The 15,067-nt window shown below is 33.9% G+C and carries 10 protein-coding genes and 1 pseudogene; 8 read left to right on the top strand and 3 right to left on the bottom strand.

The genetic code is table 11. From position 1 onward, the window contains the following. The first annotated feature begins 81 nt into the window (after nucleotides 1–81). Entirely contained in the window at nucleotides 82–1,533 is a 1,452-nt protein-coding gene (locus GQ40_RS04235) for a hypothetical protein (protein ID WP_047546046.1), read from the top strand. Nucleotides 1,534–1,608: 75 nt separating this feature from the next. Here the strand turns inward: GQ40_RS04235 and GQ40_RS04230 are convergent, their stop codons facing one another. Continuing rightward, a complete protein-coding gene (locus GQ40_RS04230) occupies nucleotides 1,609–4,992 on the bottom strand; it encodes a T9SS type A sorting domain-containing protein (RefSeq protein ID WP_081990170.1) in 3,384 nt (1,127 codons plus the stop codon). 189 nt (nucleotides 4,993–5,181) lie between these two features. Between GQ40_RS04230 and GQ40_RS04225 the strand changes: the two genes are divergently transcribed. The 4 genes and pseudogenes from GQ40_RS04225 to GQ40_RS17805 form a co-directional block, all read left to right on the top strand. After that, nucleotides 5,182–5,982, top strand: a complete 801-nt coding sequence (locus GQ40_RS04225) for a TrmH family RNA methyltransferase (RefSeq protein WP_047546043.1) — start codon at nucleotides 5,182–5,184, stop codon at nucleotides 5,980–5,982. A 116-nt stretch (nucleotides 5,983–6,098) separates the two neighbouring features. Then, complete coding sequence (locus GQ40_RS04220; RefSeq protein ID WP_047546042.1) at nucleotides 6,099–7,328, top strand: M48 family metallopeptidase; 1,230 nt, start codon at nucleotides 6,099–6,101, stop codon at nucleotides 7,326–7,328. A gap of 83 nt (nucleotides 7,329–7,411) precedes the next feature. Beyond that, the gene (locus GQ40_RS04215) at nucleotides 7,412–9,688 is read left to right on the top strand and encodes a hypothetical protein (RefSeq protein WP_047546040.1); all 2,277 of its coding nucleotides are present in this window, start codon (nucleotides 7,412–7,414) and stop codon (nucleotides 9,686–9,688) included. A gap of 34 nt (nucleotides 9,689–9,722) precedes the next feature. After that, nucleotides 9,723–9,857 (top strand): annotated as a pseudogene (locus GQ40_RS17805) (M48 family peptidase); the annotation flags it as partial. A 108-nt stretch (nucleotides 9,858–9,965) separates the two neighbouring features. Here GQ40_RS17805 and GQ40_RS04210 read toward each other — a convergent pair. Both GQ40_RS04210 and GQ40_RS04205 read right to left on the bottom strand, forming a co-directional pair. Then, nucleotides 9,966–10,565: an MCP four helix bundle domain-containing protein gene (locus GQ40_RS04210; RefSeq protein ID WP_047546038.1), complete on the bottom strand. Its 600-nt coding sequence runs from the start codon at nucleotides 10,563–10,565 to the stop codon at nucleotides 9,966–9,968. 69 nt (nucleotides 10,566–10,634) lie between these two features. Then, nucleotides 10,635–10,856, bottom strand: a complete 222-nt coding sequence (locus GQ40_RS04205) for a hypothetical protein (protein WP_047546037.1) — start codon at nucleotides 10,854–10,856, stop codon at nucleotides 10,635–10,637. A gap of 22 nt (nucleotides 10,857–10,878) precedes the next feature. Between GQ40_RS04205 and GQ40_RS04200 the strand changes: the two genes are divergently transcribed. The 3 genes from GQ40_RS04200 (at nucleotide 10,879) to GQ40_RS04190 (ending at nucleotide 14,925) form a co-directional block, all read left to right on the top strand. Continuing rightward, nucleotides 10,879–13,083 (top strand): RelA/SpoT family protein, encoded by a 2,205-nt coding sequence (locus GQ40_RS04200; RefSeq protein WP_047546035.1) that lies wholly within the window; start codon nucleotides 10,879–10,881, stop codon nucleotides 13,081–13,083. A 105-nt stretch (nucleotides 13,084–13,188) separates the two neighbouring features. Then, nucleotides 13,189–13,644 carry a Fur family transcriptional regulator gene (locus GQ40_RS04195; RefSeq protein ID WP_047546033.1) on the top strand — a complete coding sequence of 152 codons (456 nt, stop codon included), beginning with the start codon at nucleotides 13,189–13,191 and terminating at the stop codon, nucleotides 13,642–13,644. A gap of 9 nt (nucleotides 13,645–13,653) precedes the next feature. After that, nucleotides 13,654–14,925, top strand: a complete 1,272-nt coding sequence (locus GQ40_RS04190) for an adenylosuccinate synthase (RefSeq protein ID WP_047546032.1) — start codon at nucleotides 13,654–13,656, stop codon at nucleotides 14,923–14,925. Nucleotides 14,926–15,067 lie beyond the last annotated feature (142 nt).

Here is a 15,067-nt window from a genome sequence, read left to right as displayed (position 1 = left end):
GCTGTGCAAAAATAAAACTATTTTTTTTAGTTTGACCTCCTATTTTAATACCTTTGTGTAGTTGACAAAACCCAGATTAAAATGGAAATAACCTTAAAAGGAGATAAAGAGTTTGATGAGATTCCGTCGTTGAGGACGAAATGTTTACGCATCAACTTGAATGAAAATATTTACGGAACCTTTGCTGAGATTGGAGCTGGACAGGAAACTGTTCGCCAGTTTTTTAGAGCTGGAGGTGGATCTGGTACTATTGCGAAAGCAATGTCTGCCTATGATAAGGCTTTTAGTGATGCCATTTATGGGATTGAAGATGATAAGCGTTATGTGACCGAAGCTAGACTTCGTAAAATGCTTAATCACGAAATCAATTTGGTTGAAGAGCGTATTTTGAGAGAAACGCATCCTCATAAAATGTTTTTTGCTTACGCAAATACTGTTGCTACTATTGACTTTGCTAAAAAATATAAAGGACACGGTTGGGTTGGCATTAAATATCAAGTAGATCCTGAGCAAGGCTATAACGAGATTGTTCTACACCTTAGATTTAAGGAAAACGATGCCAGATTACAACAAGAAACTTTAGGTGTTTTAGGTACAAATTTAATTTATGGCGCTTATTATAAATATAACGAGCCTAAAAAGTTACTACGCTATCTATACGATCATTTAGATAAAGATCAAGTAGAAATTGATACCATTAATTTTAGCGGACCTGTCTTTGCAGATGTCGATAACCGATTAATGAGTTTACAACTCGTTAAAAACGGAATGACAGATGCAGTCATGTTTGCGCCAGATGGTAATAATGTGTTACCAGCGAGAGTACTTTATAAAAAGAATATTTTAGCACTGCGTGGTAGTTTTAGACCAGTGACCAAAGTAAATATGGACATGTATAAGAAATCTTACGACATGTTTATAAAAGAAAACAAGGTCGATCTCGATAAAACCCAGGTTATTTTTGAGATTACCCTTTCCAATTTAAGAGCTGAAGGAGAAATTGATGAGCAGGATTTTATGGATCGTGCAAAACTGTTGTGCTCTTTAGGGCAAACCGTATTGATCTCTAATTTTCAGGAATATTATAAACTTGTTGAGTACTTCTCTCAATATACCAAAGCACGTATGGGATTAGCAATGGGTGTCAATAACTTGGTGGACATCTTTGACGAGAAATATTACCGTCATCTAAGTGGTGGTATTTTGGAGGCCTTTGGGAAATTATTCTTCAAGGATCTTAGGGTTTACTTGTACCCAATGAAAAATGATGATGGTACCATTACAGATAGTGAAAACTTAAAAGTACATCCAAGGATGAAAGAACTTTACAAGTTCTTTAAATACAATGGGAAAGTTGTGGATATTACCGATTACGATGATTCTATCCTTACTATTTTCTCGAGAACAGTACTAAAAGCAATTTCTGACGGTAAAGATGACTGGGAGCATATGTTGCCTCCAGGTGTTTCAAAACTCATAAAAGAAAAATGCTTGTTTGGTTGTGAAACTGAAGAAATACATTCAGGAGAATAAAAGATTAGAAATAAGATTTATATATAAAAAAGCCTCAAGAAATTCTTGAGGCTTTTTTTTATGATTGAGATTTTACTATTCTATAATCAGTTTTTTAACGAAACTTTTATTATTGTTGTTCAGTTTCACAAAATATAATCCGCTTTGTAAGGCTGCAATATCCAATTCCATATTATTTTCTTCGGAAATTTGCTGTTCCAAGATCAATTTTCCTTGGAGGTCAGTGATGTTAACGGTCAAATTTCCGAAGTTATTAGTATTTAATCTAATCGTTACTTTATCTTTTGCAGGATTTGGGTAGAGATTGAAAGATGTAAAGCCTGCTTCATTGACCGATAAATTTTCTTCAACAAATTCTGTAGTAAAGGTATTTGTGATTACAGGTGCATTAAAATCAAAGAAAATAGATGCTGTATTTGGGATGATGTCTCCAATGGCGTAACCTGGATTTGGTTTGATCCTGAAATATACAAATCCCTGGCTTCCCTCTTCATCATCTTGAGCTGCTGGTAAATTGATATTCTCAAAAGACCATTCTAAATCTCTATCTGTCAAAGTAACCACATTATCATGGCTTGATCTCAACATCTGAAAGGTAGTTTCGTCCAGTTGACTATCCAGTGCATCTTCAATTCTAACCGTTTCTGCGAAAAATGTTCCTAGATTTTGAAAACGGATGGTGTAATACAACCACTCATCTGATGTTGAGAACGCTTCATAATCTACTTCCGGTCCGTGAGATTCTCGCTTATCGTTAGGGTCCCAAGATCCTACAACTACCTCAGATAAAGTTGAGTAATTGTTACTTGTAACTAAGTCGTTTTCATCAGTTAAATAGGTTGCGGTATTAGTTACAATATCATCTAACTCTACACTTGATGGGCAAGTTAACGTAATCCCGATATTAGCGACTTCTCCCGGTTCTAAGTTTACAAAATCTACTGTAAAACCATTTGATGTCGTGTTTATGGTATAACTGGAGTTTACACCAAATGTGTTATCAAAAATCAAAAGTGGATCTACCGTAAACTCAACGGTTCCAGATGCAATTGTAGTAAACCCGTAGTTTTCTAATATTAAATAGTTGTAATGCTGAAAGCCTGGTCTTGGTGGAACAGAGTAATTGACCAGATACACTCCTAAATCTTCACAAGAATTATCTTCTACTACCGGAAAATCTAAAGTCACAACGTTTCCTGTCGTGACAGAAACGTTTTCAAAACTACTTGTTGTAATATCAAAACAGTTTGCAGATTCTTCATATAAATTGAATGTTATATCATAAGTATCCGCAGGATCTTCGCTTAAAATACTAAACGTACCTGTTGATGAATTAACCGTATTAACAACACCATCATTGTTGACCTCATATGTAAAATAACCATTTGCAAAATTAGCTTCTGTAAAATCAAAAATAGAATTGGCGTTCGTATCCTTAAAAGCATTAATCCTAATCAAACCAAAATCACTTAAACAAGTCACATCATAATCTAATGGATCATAATTTTGATCTGCACAAGCAAAAACATCATCAGAATCCACAAAAACTGTAATCGTATCTCCGCTTGAAGCAAAACTTAAACCTGTTAAATCTCCACTATTGCCATAACCGCTGTATAAAATTGTACCGTCAGTATCAATAACAGTCAATTCATCCCATTCATCCTCTACTTGGCCAGAATTAAAAACAACCTGCAATGGAGAACCGTCTGAACTCGTATAAGTATATTGTGTTGCACTTTCGAGCTCATAACAATATGTCGTATTGATTGGCTCTTCTCCACATACGACTTCGATTGGGCAATTTTCTGAAATAAGATCAAAAGCCCCAAAAGCAAAACATTCATCATTTAGGTTACCTACTCTAATGTAAACAGTTTGCGGAATTAAAAATGCAGTATATGCATTTGGTGATGCGATGGCATTAACTTGATTGAAAACATCTGAGAAATTCACATAAAAAGTAATCTCATAATTATTAGGATCTAAACCATTTAAGACATCTGGTATGACGCTCGTTAAATCAAAAACACCATTGGTATCACACGACACTAAATCTTGCGGGTCGTTAATATTTGCTGTTTCACCTTGATTTACTATTATTTCTACGGAACTTGAACAACCCGTAGCATCATCTGTAATTGTAACGCTATAAGTTCCTGATTCAAACACAATAATTTCTGGATCAGTCTCTCCTGTACTCCATTGGAAATTTAAATTACTATTGAAAATTCCTGCATCAATCACAATCTCATCACCTCCACAAATGGTATATTCCTGTGGTTCTGGTATTACTGGAGCTTCATTTATGATTAATGATAATTGCACAATTTCATAATCTCCAGAGACTATTTCCTCTACTCTCACATAAAGAATTTGTACTCCAACAGTATGAGGATATGAAGTTATATCGGTTATTTCATTTGTATCATTATCTGCCTCGCCAATTGTTAAATGATAGGAGAAATTATAATTTGAAACATCTTCACCATTAACTATGTTTTCGTTTTGGGAGGTCAAATCAAACAAACCAGTAAAAACGGGATCATTATCACATATTTCTATAGAAGTAGATTGCGCACCAAAACAGTTGATTTGTACAATCAATTCAATTGGTAAAACCGTAAAGCAATCTCCCGATATGTTGGAAATTCTTACATAAAGAATTTGATTATATTGAACACTATTATTGTATGGAGACGTTAATGGATCCACTTGACCAAAAGCATCAGCTTCAGTGTCATAAAAAGTAACGATTAGTGATGCGTTATCAATTCCGTTTAATATGTCAACAGTTGCGCTGTCTAAATCAAAAGATGCAAACCCATCATCATTATCATCACAAACCACCAAAGGTGATGGTGTTTCTATATCTTCAAAGTCACTAACAATCACTTCAAATTCTGTAAAAGAAGTACAATCTTCGCCAGAAAAAACCTGTAATAAATAATTACCAGTTTGGGATACTTCTAACAACGGATTTACCTCTCCTTCTAAAATAATCCCATCCAAATACCAACTATAGCTATAACTTGGATCTGTTAATCCAGAATCAACTAAAAGAGTAGATCCATCACATATTTCGTAAACATCCAATAAATTTGGTTGAGGCGTTGCAACTACTAGTAAATCAAAGGTTGTTCGCTCTAAATTACCACTCGACAATTCCACAACATTTGCAAAAACAGTTTGTGGATTGGTCGTGTTTGTAAACGAACTTGATAATGCGTTAATTTGATTGTCTGCGTCTTCTTGCGACATGTAGTATGTGACTTCAAAACCGTTAGAAGGCATAGATCCCAATATTTCTGCGTCTTTTGTATTCAGAAAAAACAAAGCAAAACCATCATTATTGTCATCACATAAAATATAATCAGAGGGTTCATTAATTACAAATTGTGCAAATGAGGACATCGAAAAAAGAAGGGCTATTAGCGGAAAGAGTATTTTTTGTTTCATAAATAAGAGTTTGATTGGTTGTTTAAATTTACAAATGTATTTTTAATGAGTAAAGATTTACCTCAATACTATAACAAGTAAGTTTATGTTTTTCCTACTTTTTGATTATCTAAAATAAATTACAAATAAAGAATCATACTGTATATGCTCGATTAAATGTAAATTTACAAACTAGAAAACGTAAATAGAATGCACCAAAAAGAAATTACGAGCACACAAAATAAACTCATAAAACAAATCTTAGTTTTAAAAGAAAAATCCCGTGAGCGTAAAAAAACCGGTCTTTTTATTATAGAAGGGATTCGCGAATTGCAATTGTCCATAAAAGCAAATTATAAAATACAAACAATTCTATACTATGAAGATTTAGTTTCTAATGAAGAACTAAAAAGCTTTATATCTTCGGAAACTGAACACATCCAAATCTCAAGAGAAGTATTTGAAAAATTGGCCCATCGCAGTTCTACGGAAGGTGTCATCGCCATTGCTCAAATGAAACAGCATAACTTGCAAGATTTAAAATTTCCGAAGGAAAACCAATTAATCTTAGTTGCAGAAGCACCAGAAAAACCTGGTAATATCGGTGCATTGCTTCGAACTGCCGATGCTGCAAATGTAGATGCGGTGATTATTGCCAATCCCAAAGGTGATTTGTACAATTCAAATATTATAAGATCCAGTGTGGGTTGCGTTTTCACAACGCAAATTGCGATGGGAGAAACCACTGAGATCATTCAGTTTTTAAAGGATAAAAACATTGGTATTTATAGTGCCATTTTACAAGATGCAGTAAATTATCACGAACAGGATTTTACAAAACCTACAGCTGTTGTTGTTGGCACAGAAGCTATTGGTTTAAGTGAGGCTTGGCGAGAGGCATCAACACAAAATATCAAAATCCCAATGCAGGGCGAAATTGATAGTATGAACGTTTCGGTAGCTGCTGGTATTTTAATTTTTGAGGTTAAAAGGCAGCGTGATTTTAAGTGATTAAAATTAAAATAAATCACGTTAGTGAGCAACTCTAATCCCAGAACCAAATAGATTTTATTTATAAAAACAAATATGATAAATAGCTATTATATTTACAACCGCAAAACCAATACATGACAGCTACTACTCTATTTTATATCATCATTTTCATTATCGTTATCAGTTTTGTTATTGATAAAGTTTTAGATCATCTCAATGCCAAAAATTACGACAATCCAGTTCCTGATGAATTAAAGGATGTTTACGATGACACCGAATACAAGAAATCACAAGCTTACAAAAAAACGAATTACAAGTTCGGGATTTGGAGTTCTCTCTTTTCTCTTTTTTTCACTTTAGGATTTTTAGTTTTCGACGGATTTGAATTTGTAGATAACATAGCAAGAAGCTATAGTGATAACCCGATAATTGTGGCTTTGATTTTCTTCGGAATAATTATGCTTGCAAGTGATATCATCTCAACCCCTTTTAGTTATTACAGAACATTTGTAATTGAAGAGCGTTTTGGGTTCAACAAAACCACTAAAAAGACATTTATCCTAGACAAGATTAAAGGGTTATTGATGATGGCTATTATTGGTGGTGGGATTTTAGCACTAATCATTTGGTTCTACCAACAAACACAAGAGTTGTTTTGGCTCTATGCTTGGGCGATTGTTACGGTTTTTACCGTGTTTATGAATATGTTTTATTCCAAATTGGTTGTTCCGTTATTTAATAAACAAACGCCTTTAGAAGACGGTACTTTGCGTGATAAAATTTCAGCATATGCAACATCGGTTGGATTTAATCTTGATAAAATTTTCATTATTGATGGATCAAAACGCAGCACGAAAGCCAATGCGTACTTTTCTGGGTTTGGGAGTGAAAAAAGAGTAACACTTTATGATACGCTGGTTAATGAGTTAGACGAAGAAGAGATTGTTGCTGTTCTCGCTCACGAGGTTGGACACTATAAAAAGAAACACATCATCTATAATTTGATAGCTTCTATCGCATTAACAGGATTGACGTTTTATATATTGTCTGTGTTTATTTCAAATCAGTTATTATCCAATGCGCTCGGTGTTGAAATCCCAAGTTTTCATGTGGGATTGATTGCTTTTGGGTTGTTGTATTCACCAATTAGCGAAGTAACGAGTTTAGTGATGAATCAATTGTCACGCAAATTTGAATACCAAGCAGATGACTACGCAAAAAACACTTACAAAGCAGAACCTTTAGTCACTTCTCTCAAAAAATTATCTAAAAACAGTTTGAGTAATTTAACGCCTCATCCTGCTTATGTGGTGGCGCATTATTCGCATCCTACGTTGCTGGATCGGGTTAGAAATTTGATGTGATAATATTTTAAGTTTCAAAATAAAGTAATTTCTTACGCAACCTTTTTTGTGTTTTTGTATCTTTAAAAAAACCATCTACTATTATGAGCAACTTCTCTAAACTATTTTTACTGTTATTATTGTCGTTAACAATCCACAATTGTGATAATGATGATACCATAAATCAAAACGATGACAATACAGATTTAAATACGAATGATCTCGTTTTTCAAAATGAAAATTTTGGCACTACCACAACAGGTAATTTTATTGGTCATGTAAAAAACGAAAATGGTGAAAATCTTTCAAATGTTCAAATTACAATCGGCAACGTAATTATATATACCGATCAAAATGGTTTTTTTATTTCAAATGGCGTTGAAGTTTTTGAAAATTTCGCATATATCGAAGCATACAAAGATGGATATGTTAAAGGATCTAGAGTTGTGGTGCCAAAAACAGATGGTTTTAATAGAATAAATATTGTTTTACTGGAAAAAGAGGTGACAGCAACTGTAAATTCTGGTGAGTCAACAACGGTGTCTCTACAAAACGGGTCTAAAGTTACTTTCACTGGAAATTTTATTACACAAGAAGGAAATCCTTATGATGGACAAGTAGAAATTGTTTCTCATTATTTAAAACCAAATAGAGCATCTACTTTTATTGAAATGCCAGGAAGTTTATTTGCACAAACATCAACAAACAATGCTGTTGGTTTAGAAACTTATGGGATGCTTTCTGTTATATTATTGTCGCCATCTGGTGAAGAATTAAATATAGATGAAAATACTCCAGCAATTATAGAATTCCCTATAGACATTACTCAAACGGACATTGCACCAGAAGTAATGAGCCTATGGTATTTTGACGAAACTGTTGGGTATTGGAAAGAACAAGGAGTAGCAACTAAAAATGAAAACAAATATATTGGAGAAGTGACTCATTTCACATGGTGGAACTGTGATTTACCTATTGATTTTGTAAACCTTTGTTTGACAATTAATGCTACAGATACTGATTTTGCAATTCCTTATAATGTCAATATAACACGTGTTACAAATAATCAACTCATTTATAGCGGTACTATGCTGTCAGGAGTTACTGAAGAATGTGGTTTGATTCCGCAAAATGAGGAAACCAAAGTTTCTATACATGCTTTAACGGGAGATTGTAGCAATACACTAATTCACGAAGAGGTAATAGGAGGTCTTAATTCTAATAGTAGTGTAAATATTTCATTTTCTGAAGATATTCAAACAACGCTTTTGACTGGCTCAGTAACAGACTGTAGTGATAACCCTTTAACTAATGGTTATGTGTTTATAGATGAAAATAATGCTTTTAGTGTAACAGATGGTATCATAAATTTTGGTGTTCAGTATTGCAATAGTTATACAAAACCTATACAAATATTTGATTTTGACGCTGGACAATTAACTGTTGTTAACGATGTGAATTTTACAGGAGCAAGTGTAAATCTTGGGTCATTAAGCACATGTGAGAATATAGGTGATGTTTATAATGGAGATGTCCATTTGAAGAATCAATCTGAAGTAGATAATTTTGGTCTTTTTAATTATTCTAGCATTAATGGTTATTTAAGGATTTCTAATGATGATGCTTCATCAAATATTCATGATTTAACACCTTTAAATAGTTTAGAAAGTATTACTGGCTATGTAAGTGTTACTCAAAATCCTCTATTAGAAAATTTAAATGGCCTAAATAATGTAGTCAACATTGGTTCTAATTTACAAATATCTGGTAATACTAATATAACATCACTTACCGGTTTAGATAATTTAGCCAGTGTAGGCAATTTACAAGTCACATTTAATCAAAACCTTGCTACAACAAATGGATTAAATAGTCTCGTAAATATAGGTTCTGGATTACGGATAGCAAATAATGAGGCATTAGTTTCTATTGAAAGTTTTGAGAACATTACTAATTTAATAACCTTAAAAGTAAGAGGTAATAGTTCTCTAACTACTCTTAATGGATTTGGGAATTTGATTGAATTAAACGGTCTATATATTCATTATAATAACGCATTAACATCTTTAGTAGGATTTGAGCAAATAACACAATTAGGAAACTTAGAAATATCTGGAAATCAATCTTTAACAAATCTTGATGGTTTACAAAACTTAATTACATTTACAAATATTGGTTCTCAATATTTTCCAGCACTTCTAATTGGATTTGAGCGCACAGATACTGGTTTTGAAACCGGTCCATGTCCTAATCTAACAAATTATTGTGCTCTGGAAAATCTATTTATAAATGGTAACGGTACATCAATTGAGTATTTAATTGAAAATAATGCTTACAACCCATCATCACAAGACATTATTGATGGTAACTGTAGCCAATAAGCAAACATTTTATGTGCATTTTAAAAAAATTATCCTATTAACTTATCTCAAAAAATTATCTAAAAACAGTTTGAGCAATTTAACGCCTCATCCTACTTATGTGGTGGCGCATTATTCGCATCCGACCTTGCTTGAGTGGGTTAGGGATTTATGTAGAACTACGTATTGAGATTCTCATAAAAATTGTCGAACTTCGCTAACGACTGATATAAGTCATTAAAACGGACTCATATCATAAAGTTGTGCAACATTTAACAAAAATGCTGGAAAATTGAATCTAGGACTCTTCTTTGGGCTTATACATTACAATAACCTGAATTATAATAGCCAAGAAAACCAATATATAAATCTCGATTTGAGTAAATAATTCGACTGTGTCAAGAGCACGTTTACTAATTGACATTTGCCTACTTCCCTCACTAAGCTGAATTTTTGATAAATCGTTAAGATTTGTTTTCAAATTTGTTATTTGATTTAAAACTTGCGAATTATTATTGTAATCAGAAATTAAAAGCTGACTTTCGGAATCTAACAATGACTGAACATTTATCTTTAAATCATTGAATACCTTAGCCTCCGCTTTTGTCAATTTTGTTTGCTCAAATCTAGAAACTAGAGACTGTATATTTTCGTTGACTTTTGAATTTTCTGTGTTGTAAAAAGTGGTGTCGGATAATGATATAGCTAATTCCTTTCGCTGAACAGACTTAAGCATTTCAAATAATAAGCCTTTAGCGATTAACCTATCTTCATAAATTGTAACTACTGAATCACGAACTCTAACAAAATTGTTCTTATCAATTAAGTTTGTAGCAATGATTAGAATAAAAATTATCAGTATTCCGAGTATCCATTTTATCTTATTATAGAATGCCATATTTTATTTTTTTATAAATTTAAGCCTGATTGTAAAGATACAAAAAACGTTGCACAACAACGTGTATAACTAATTGCTCGTTTTGTGTGTACTCGGAAAATTCTCCGAATTTTCCTCTGGTTCGTTTTCTTTTACTAAATTAGTTCCAACCAACGCAACTAGCCATAACACGAACACGTTAGCGAAAACCAAAAATCCAATCCCTAAAAATAAAGCATTCACATTTCCGAAGAAATAATTCAAAAATTCATTTCCTAATACAAAACCCAGAAAACCCGTTGCACAATACATATCTTATGCTTACTTTAGTTCTATGACAGAGGAAGCCATAGAAAAAGAAAATGCAGATATTGCAAAGGCCTATAAAAATCTTCTAAAGGTAAGTTACAGGACACTTACAGATGAAGACAAGAAACTCATTCGGCATGCGTTTGAGGTCGCTTTAGATGCCCATAAAGACCAGCGTCGTAAATCTGGAGAAGCCTATATTTTCCACCCAATTGCTGTAGCACGAATTGTGGCAAGTGAAATTGGTATGGATGCAACAAGCATTGCCTCTGCTCTACTCCACGATGTTGTTGAGGACAATCCCAATTATACCAAAAGTGATATTGAACGCCTCTTTGGAGAAACCGTAGCTCGCATTGTTGATGGTCTCACCAAAATATCCTCATTGAGTAAAGAGACCGATGTTTCAACTCAGGCAGAGAATTTCCGTAAAATGCTATTGACGCTCAATGATGACGTGCGCGTGATCATCATAAAGATCGCAGACCGTCTTCATAATATGCAAACAATGGACTCTATGCGACCAGATAAGCAAGAGAAGATTGCTTCGGAAACCTTATACATTTACGCTCCTCTCGCCCACCGAATAGGTTTGTACAACATCAAGACCGAACTCGAGGATCTCGGTATGAAATATACCGAACCCGAAGTTTACAACGACATCTTAGAAAAGATGCAAGAAAGCAAACAGGAACAAGATGAATACATCAAAGCATTCTCAAAGGTCATTGTTGATTCTCTGGACAAGGAAGGTTTAAATTACGAAATCAAAGGGCGACCAAAATCAATTTTTTCCATTAGAAAAAAGATGCAAAAGCAAGGGGTCGATTTTGATGAAGTGTACGATAAGTTTGCGGTTCGCATCATCTATAAATCTGATTATGCGAACGAAAAATTTCTTGCCTGGAAAATATACTCTATCGTAACCGATCATTTTGTCCCCAACCCAATACGACTTAGAGATTGGATTTCATCACCAAAATCCACAGGTTATGAAGCGCTCCATATTACGGTAATGGGTCCTAAAAACAGATGGGTAGAAGTGCAAGTGCGCAGTGAGCGCATGAATGAAATTGCAGAAAAGGGTTACGCAGCACATTATAAATACAAACAAGGAAATGCAGAAGATGCTCTAGACGCATGGATCAATAAATTACAGGAAGCACTAGAAGGTAACGAGAACAATGCGGTCGATTTTGTCGAGCAGTTTAAACTCAATCTATATTCTAAAGAAATCTTTGTGTTCTCACCAAAAGGGGATTTGAAATCCTTACCAAAAGGCGCTACACCTTTAGATTTTGCATTTAGTGTTCATACAGAGGTTGGTATGAAAACAAAAGGCGCGAAGGTTAACGGGAGACTTGTACCTTTAAGTCACGAACTCAACAGTGGCGATCAAGTTGAGATTTTAACTGCGGAAAACATAAAACCCAATCGCAATTGGCTTGATTACGCAACTACCGCCAGAGCTTTAAGTAAAATAAAGTCTGCATTAAAAGCAGATAAAAAAGACATTGCAGAAGATGGCAAAGAAATATTAAGACGCAAGCTGAAGCAGCTTAAAATTTCGCTCGATGAAAAATCGGTCAATGAAATGGTCACCCATTTCAAACTTAAAACCAGTTTAGATTTATTTTATCGTGTTGGTATTGGTACTATTGATAACGCAATGCTAAAAGATTACGCGTCATCACGTAGTAATATGTTTATGAGTTATATTAAAAATAAAATTCGTAGGCCTAGCACTGCTCCAGACATAGACAAAGATGAAATTACAGCAAAATATGATCAACTCGTTTTTGGTAAAGAAGAAGAAAAACTAGATTACAAATTATCTACATGTTGCAATCCAATTCCTGGAGATCCTGTATTTGGATTTTTAACAATTAATGAAGGTATTAAAGTTCATAAAAAGAATTGTCCTAACGCTTTGAGTATGCAATCTAATTATGCTTATAGAGTAATGCAGGCAAAATGGATTGATTCCTCTCAGCAAGAGTTTGCAACGCAGATAAAATTATCTGGCATAGACAATTTAGGACTTGTAAATAACATCACTCAAGTCATATCCTCTAATATGCATGTCAATATGAAGAGTATAAGTTTTGAATCTGATGATGGCATTTTTACGGGAAAAATCAATGTCGTTGTTCCAAATAGCACAATGCTCAAAAAGCTAATCGACAATCTCAAAAAGATTAACGGTATCGATAAAGTAACAAGAGTTTAAATTGTTAAAAACTACACTATATTTTAGCTAAAAATTATAAACTATTTGGTTTAAAAATATGTAAATTTGAAACTTGATGAAAAGAAAACTCCACACGAGTTAAACATGAGCGATAAAACTGAACATACTAACCAAGAGATTGTAAAAAACGTTTTTACTAAGTTTTTAGAAGACAAAGGTCATAGAAAAACACCAGAGCGTTATGCCATTCTCCAAGAAATTTATGATAGCGAAGAGCATTTTGATATCGAATCTTTGTACATCAAAATGAAAAACAAAAACTATCGGGTTAGTCGTGCAACACTTTACAATACAATAGAGATTTTAATGGAATGTGCACTCGTAAGAAAGCACCAATTTGGTCAAAACCAAGCGCATTACGAAAAATCGTATTTTGATAAACAGCACGATCATGTAATCATGACAGATACCGGTGAGGTTATAGAATTTTGTGATCCACGAATTCAATCCATCAAAAAAACAATTGAAGAGGTTTTTGATATTTCTATCTCCAACCACTCTCTTTATTTCTACGGAACAAAAAATAAACCAACTAACTAATTTTACAAAATGGCAGTAGATTTACTACTAGGACTACAATGGGGCGACGAAGGCAAAGGAAAAATTGTTGATGTACTCACCTCCAAATACAACATTATTGCACGTTTTCAAGGTGGGCCAAATGCTGGTCACACATTAGAATTTGACGGTATAAAGCATGTATTGAGAACGATACCCTCAGGTATTTTTCATGACGATTCGATTAATGTAATTGGTAATGGAGTGGTTATTGATCCCGTTGTATTTGTGCAGGAATTAGATGGTTTAGATAAGTTTGACTTAGATTACAAATCCAAATTGATTATTTCTAGAAAAGCGCATGTCATTTTACCAACCCATCGTTTGTTAGATGCAGCTTCCGAAACCTCAAAAGGTAAGGCCAAAATTGGATCGACATTAAAGGGAATTGGACCAACATATATGGACAAAACCGGTCGTAATGGGATTCGTATTGGAGATTTAGAATTACCAAACTGGAAAGAAAAATACAGAGCTTTAGCAAACAAACATGAAGCAATGATTGGGTTCTACAATGTAGATATTCAATATGATTTAAACGAAATGGAAAACGAATTCTTTGCAGCTGTTGAGCGTTTAAAAGAATTACAGTTTATTGATAGCGAAGAATATTTAAACCAAGCCCTAAAAGCTGGGAAATCTATTTTAGCAGAAGGTGCACAAGGTTCTCTGTTAGATATTGACTTTGGGACCTATCCGTTTGTAACATCCTCAAATACCACTGCTTCTGGAGCATGTACAGGTTTAGGTGTTGCACCAAATAGAATTGGAGAAGTCTTCGGAATTTTTAAGGCTTACACAACTCGTGTCGGTTCTGGGCCATTTCCAACAGAATTATTTGACGAGATTGGAGCAAATATGGCTCGTATTGGTCATGAGTTTGGAGCAGTTACAGGACGACCAAGACGTTGCGGATGGTTAGATCTCGTAGCGCTTAAATATGCTTGCCAAGTCAATGGAGTCACGCAATTGAGCATGATGAAAGGAGACGTGCTTTCAGGGTTTAAAACCTTAAAGGTATGTACCGCTTATAAATACAAAGGAGAAACAATTACACATTTACCGTTTAATATTGAAGAAGAAAACGTGACTCCAATTTATACCGAGTTTAAAGGGTGGAAAGACGACTTAACCAAAATGAGAAATGTATCTCAATTTCCTTCGGAACTTAATGACTACATCGCCTTTTTAGAAAAGGAACTAGAAATTCCTATTACTATTGTTTCTGTAGGTCCAGATAGGACTCAGACGATAAATAGATAAGAAATAAATTAAAAAAAATTTAAAAGGTATTCTAGAAATAGGATACCTTTTTTAATATGAATTTTAGCAATAACTTCCCAAAATACAACTACTCTACTAAAAATCTGTTAACAGTTACATTTCCGAAGAGATAATAGTTATT

The sequence above is a fragment of the Psychroserpens sp. Hel_I_66 genome, assembly GCF_000799465.1.
Classification (GTDB): Bacteria; Bacteroidota; Bacteroidia; order Flavobacteriales; family Flavobacteriaceae; genus Psychroserpens.
The sequence above is the reverse complement of the archived record's forward strand: the minus strand, read 5'-3'. Positions and strand labels throughout refer to the sequence as shown.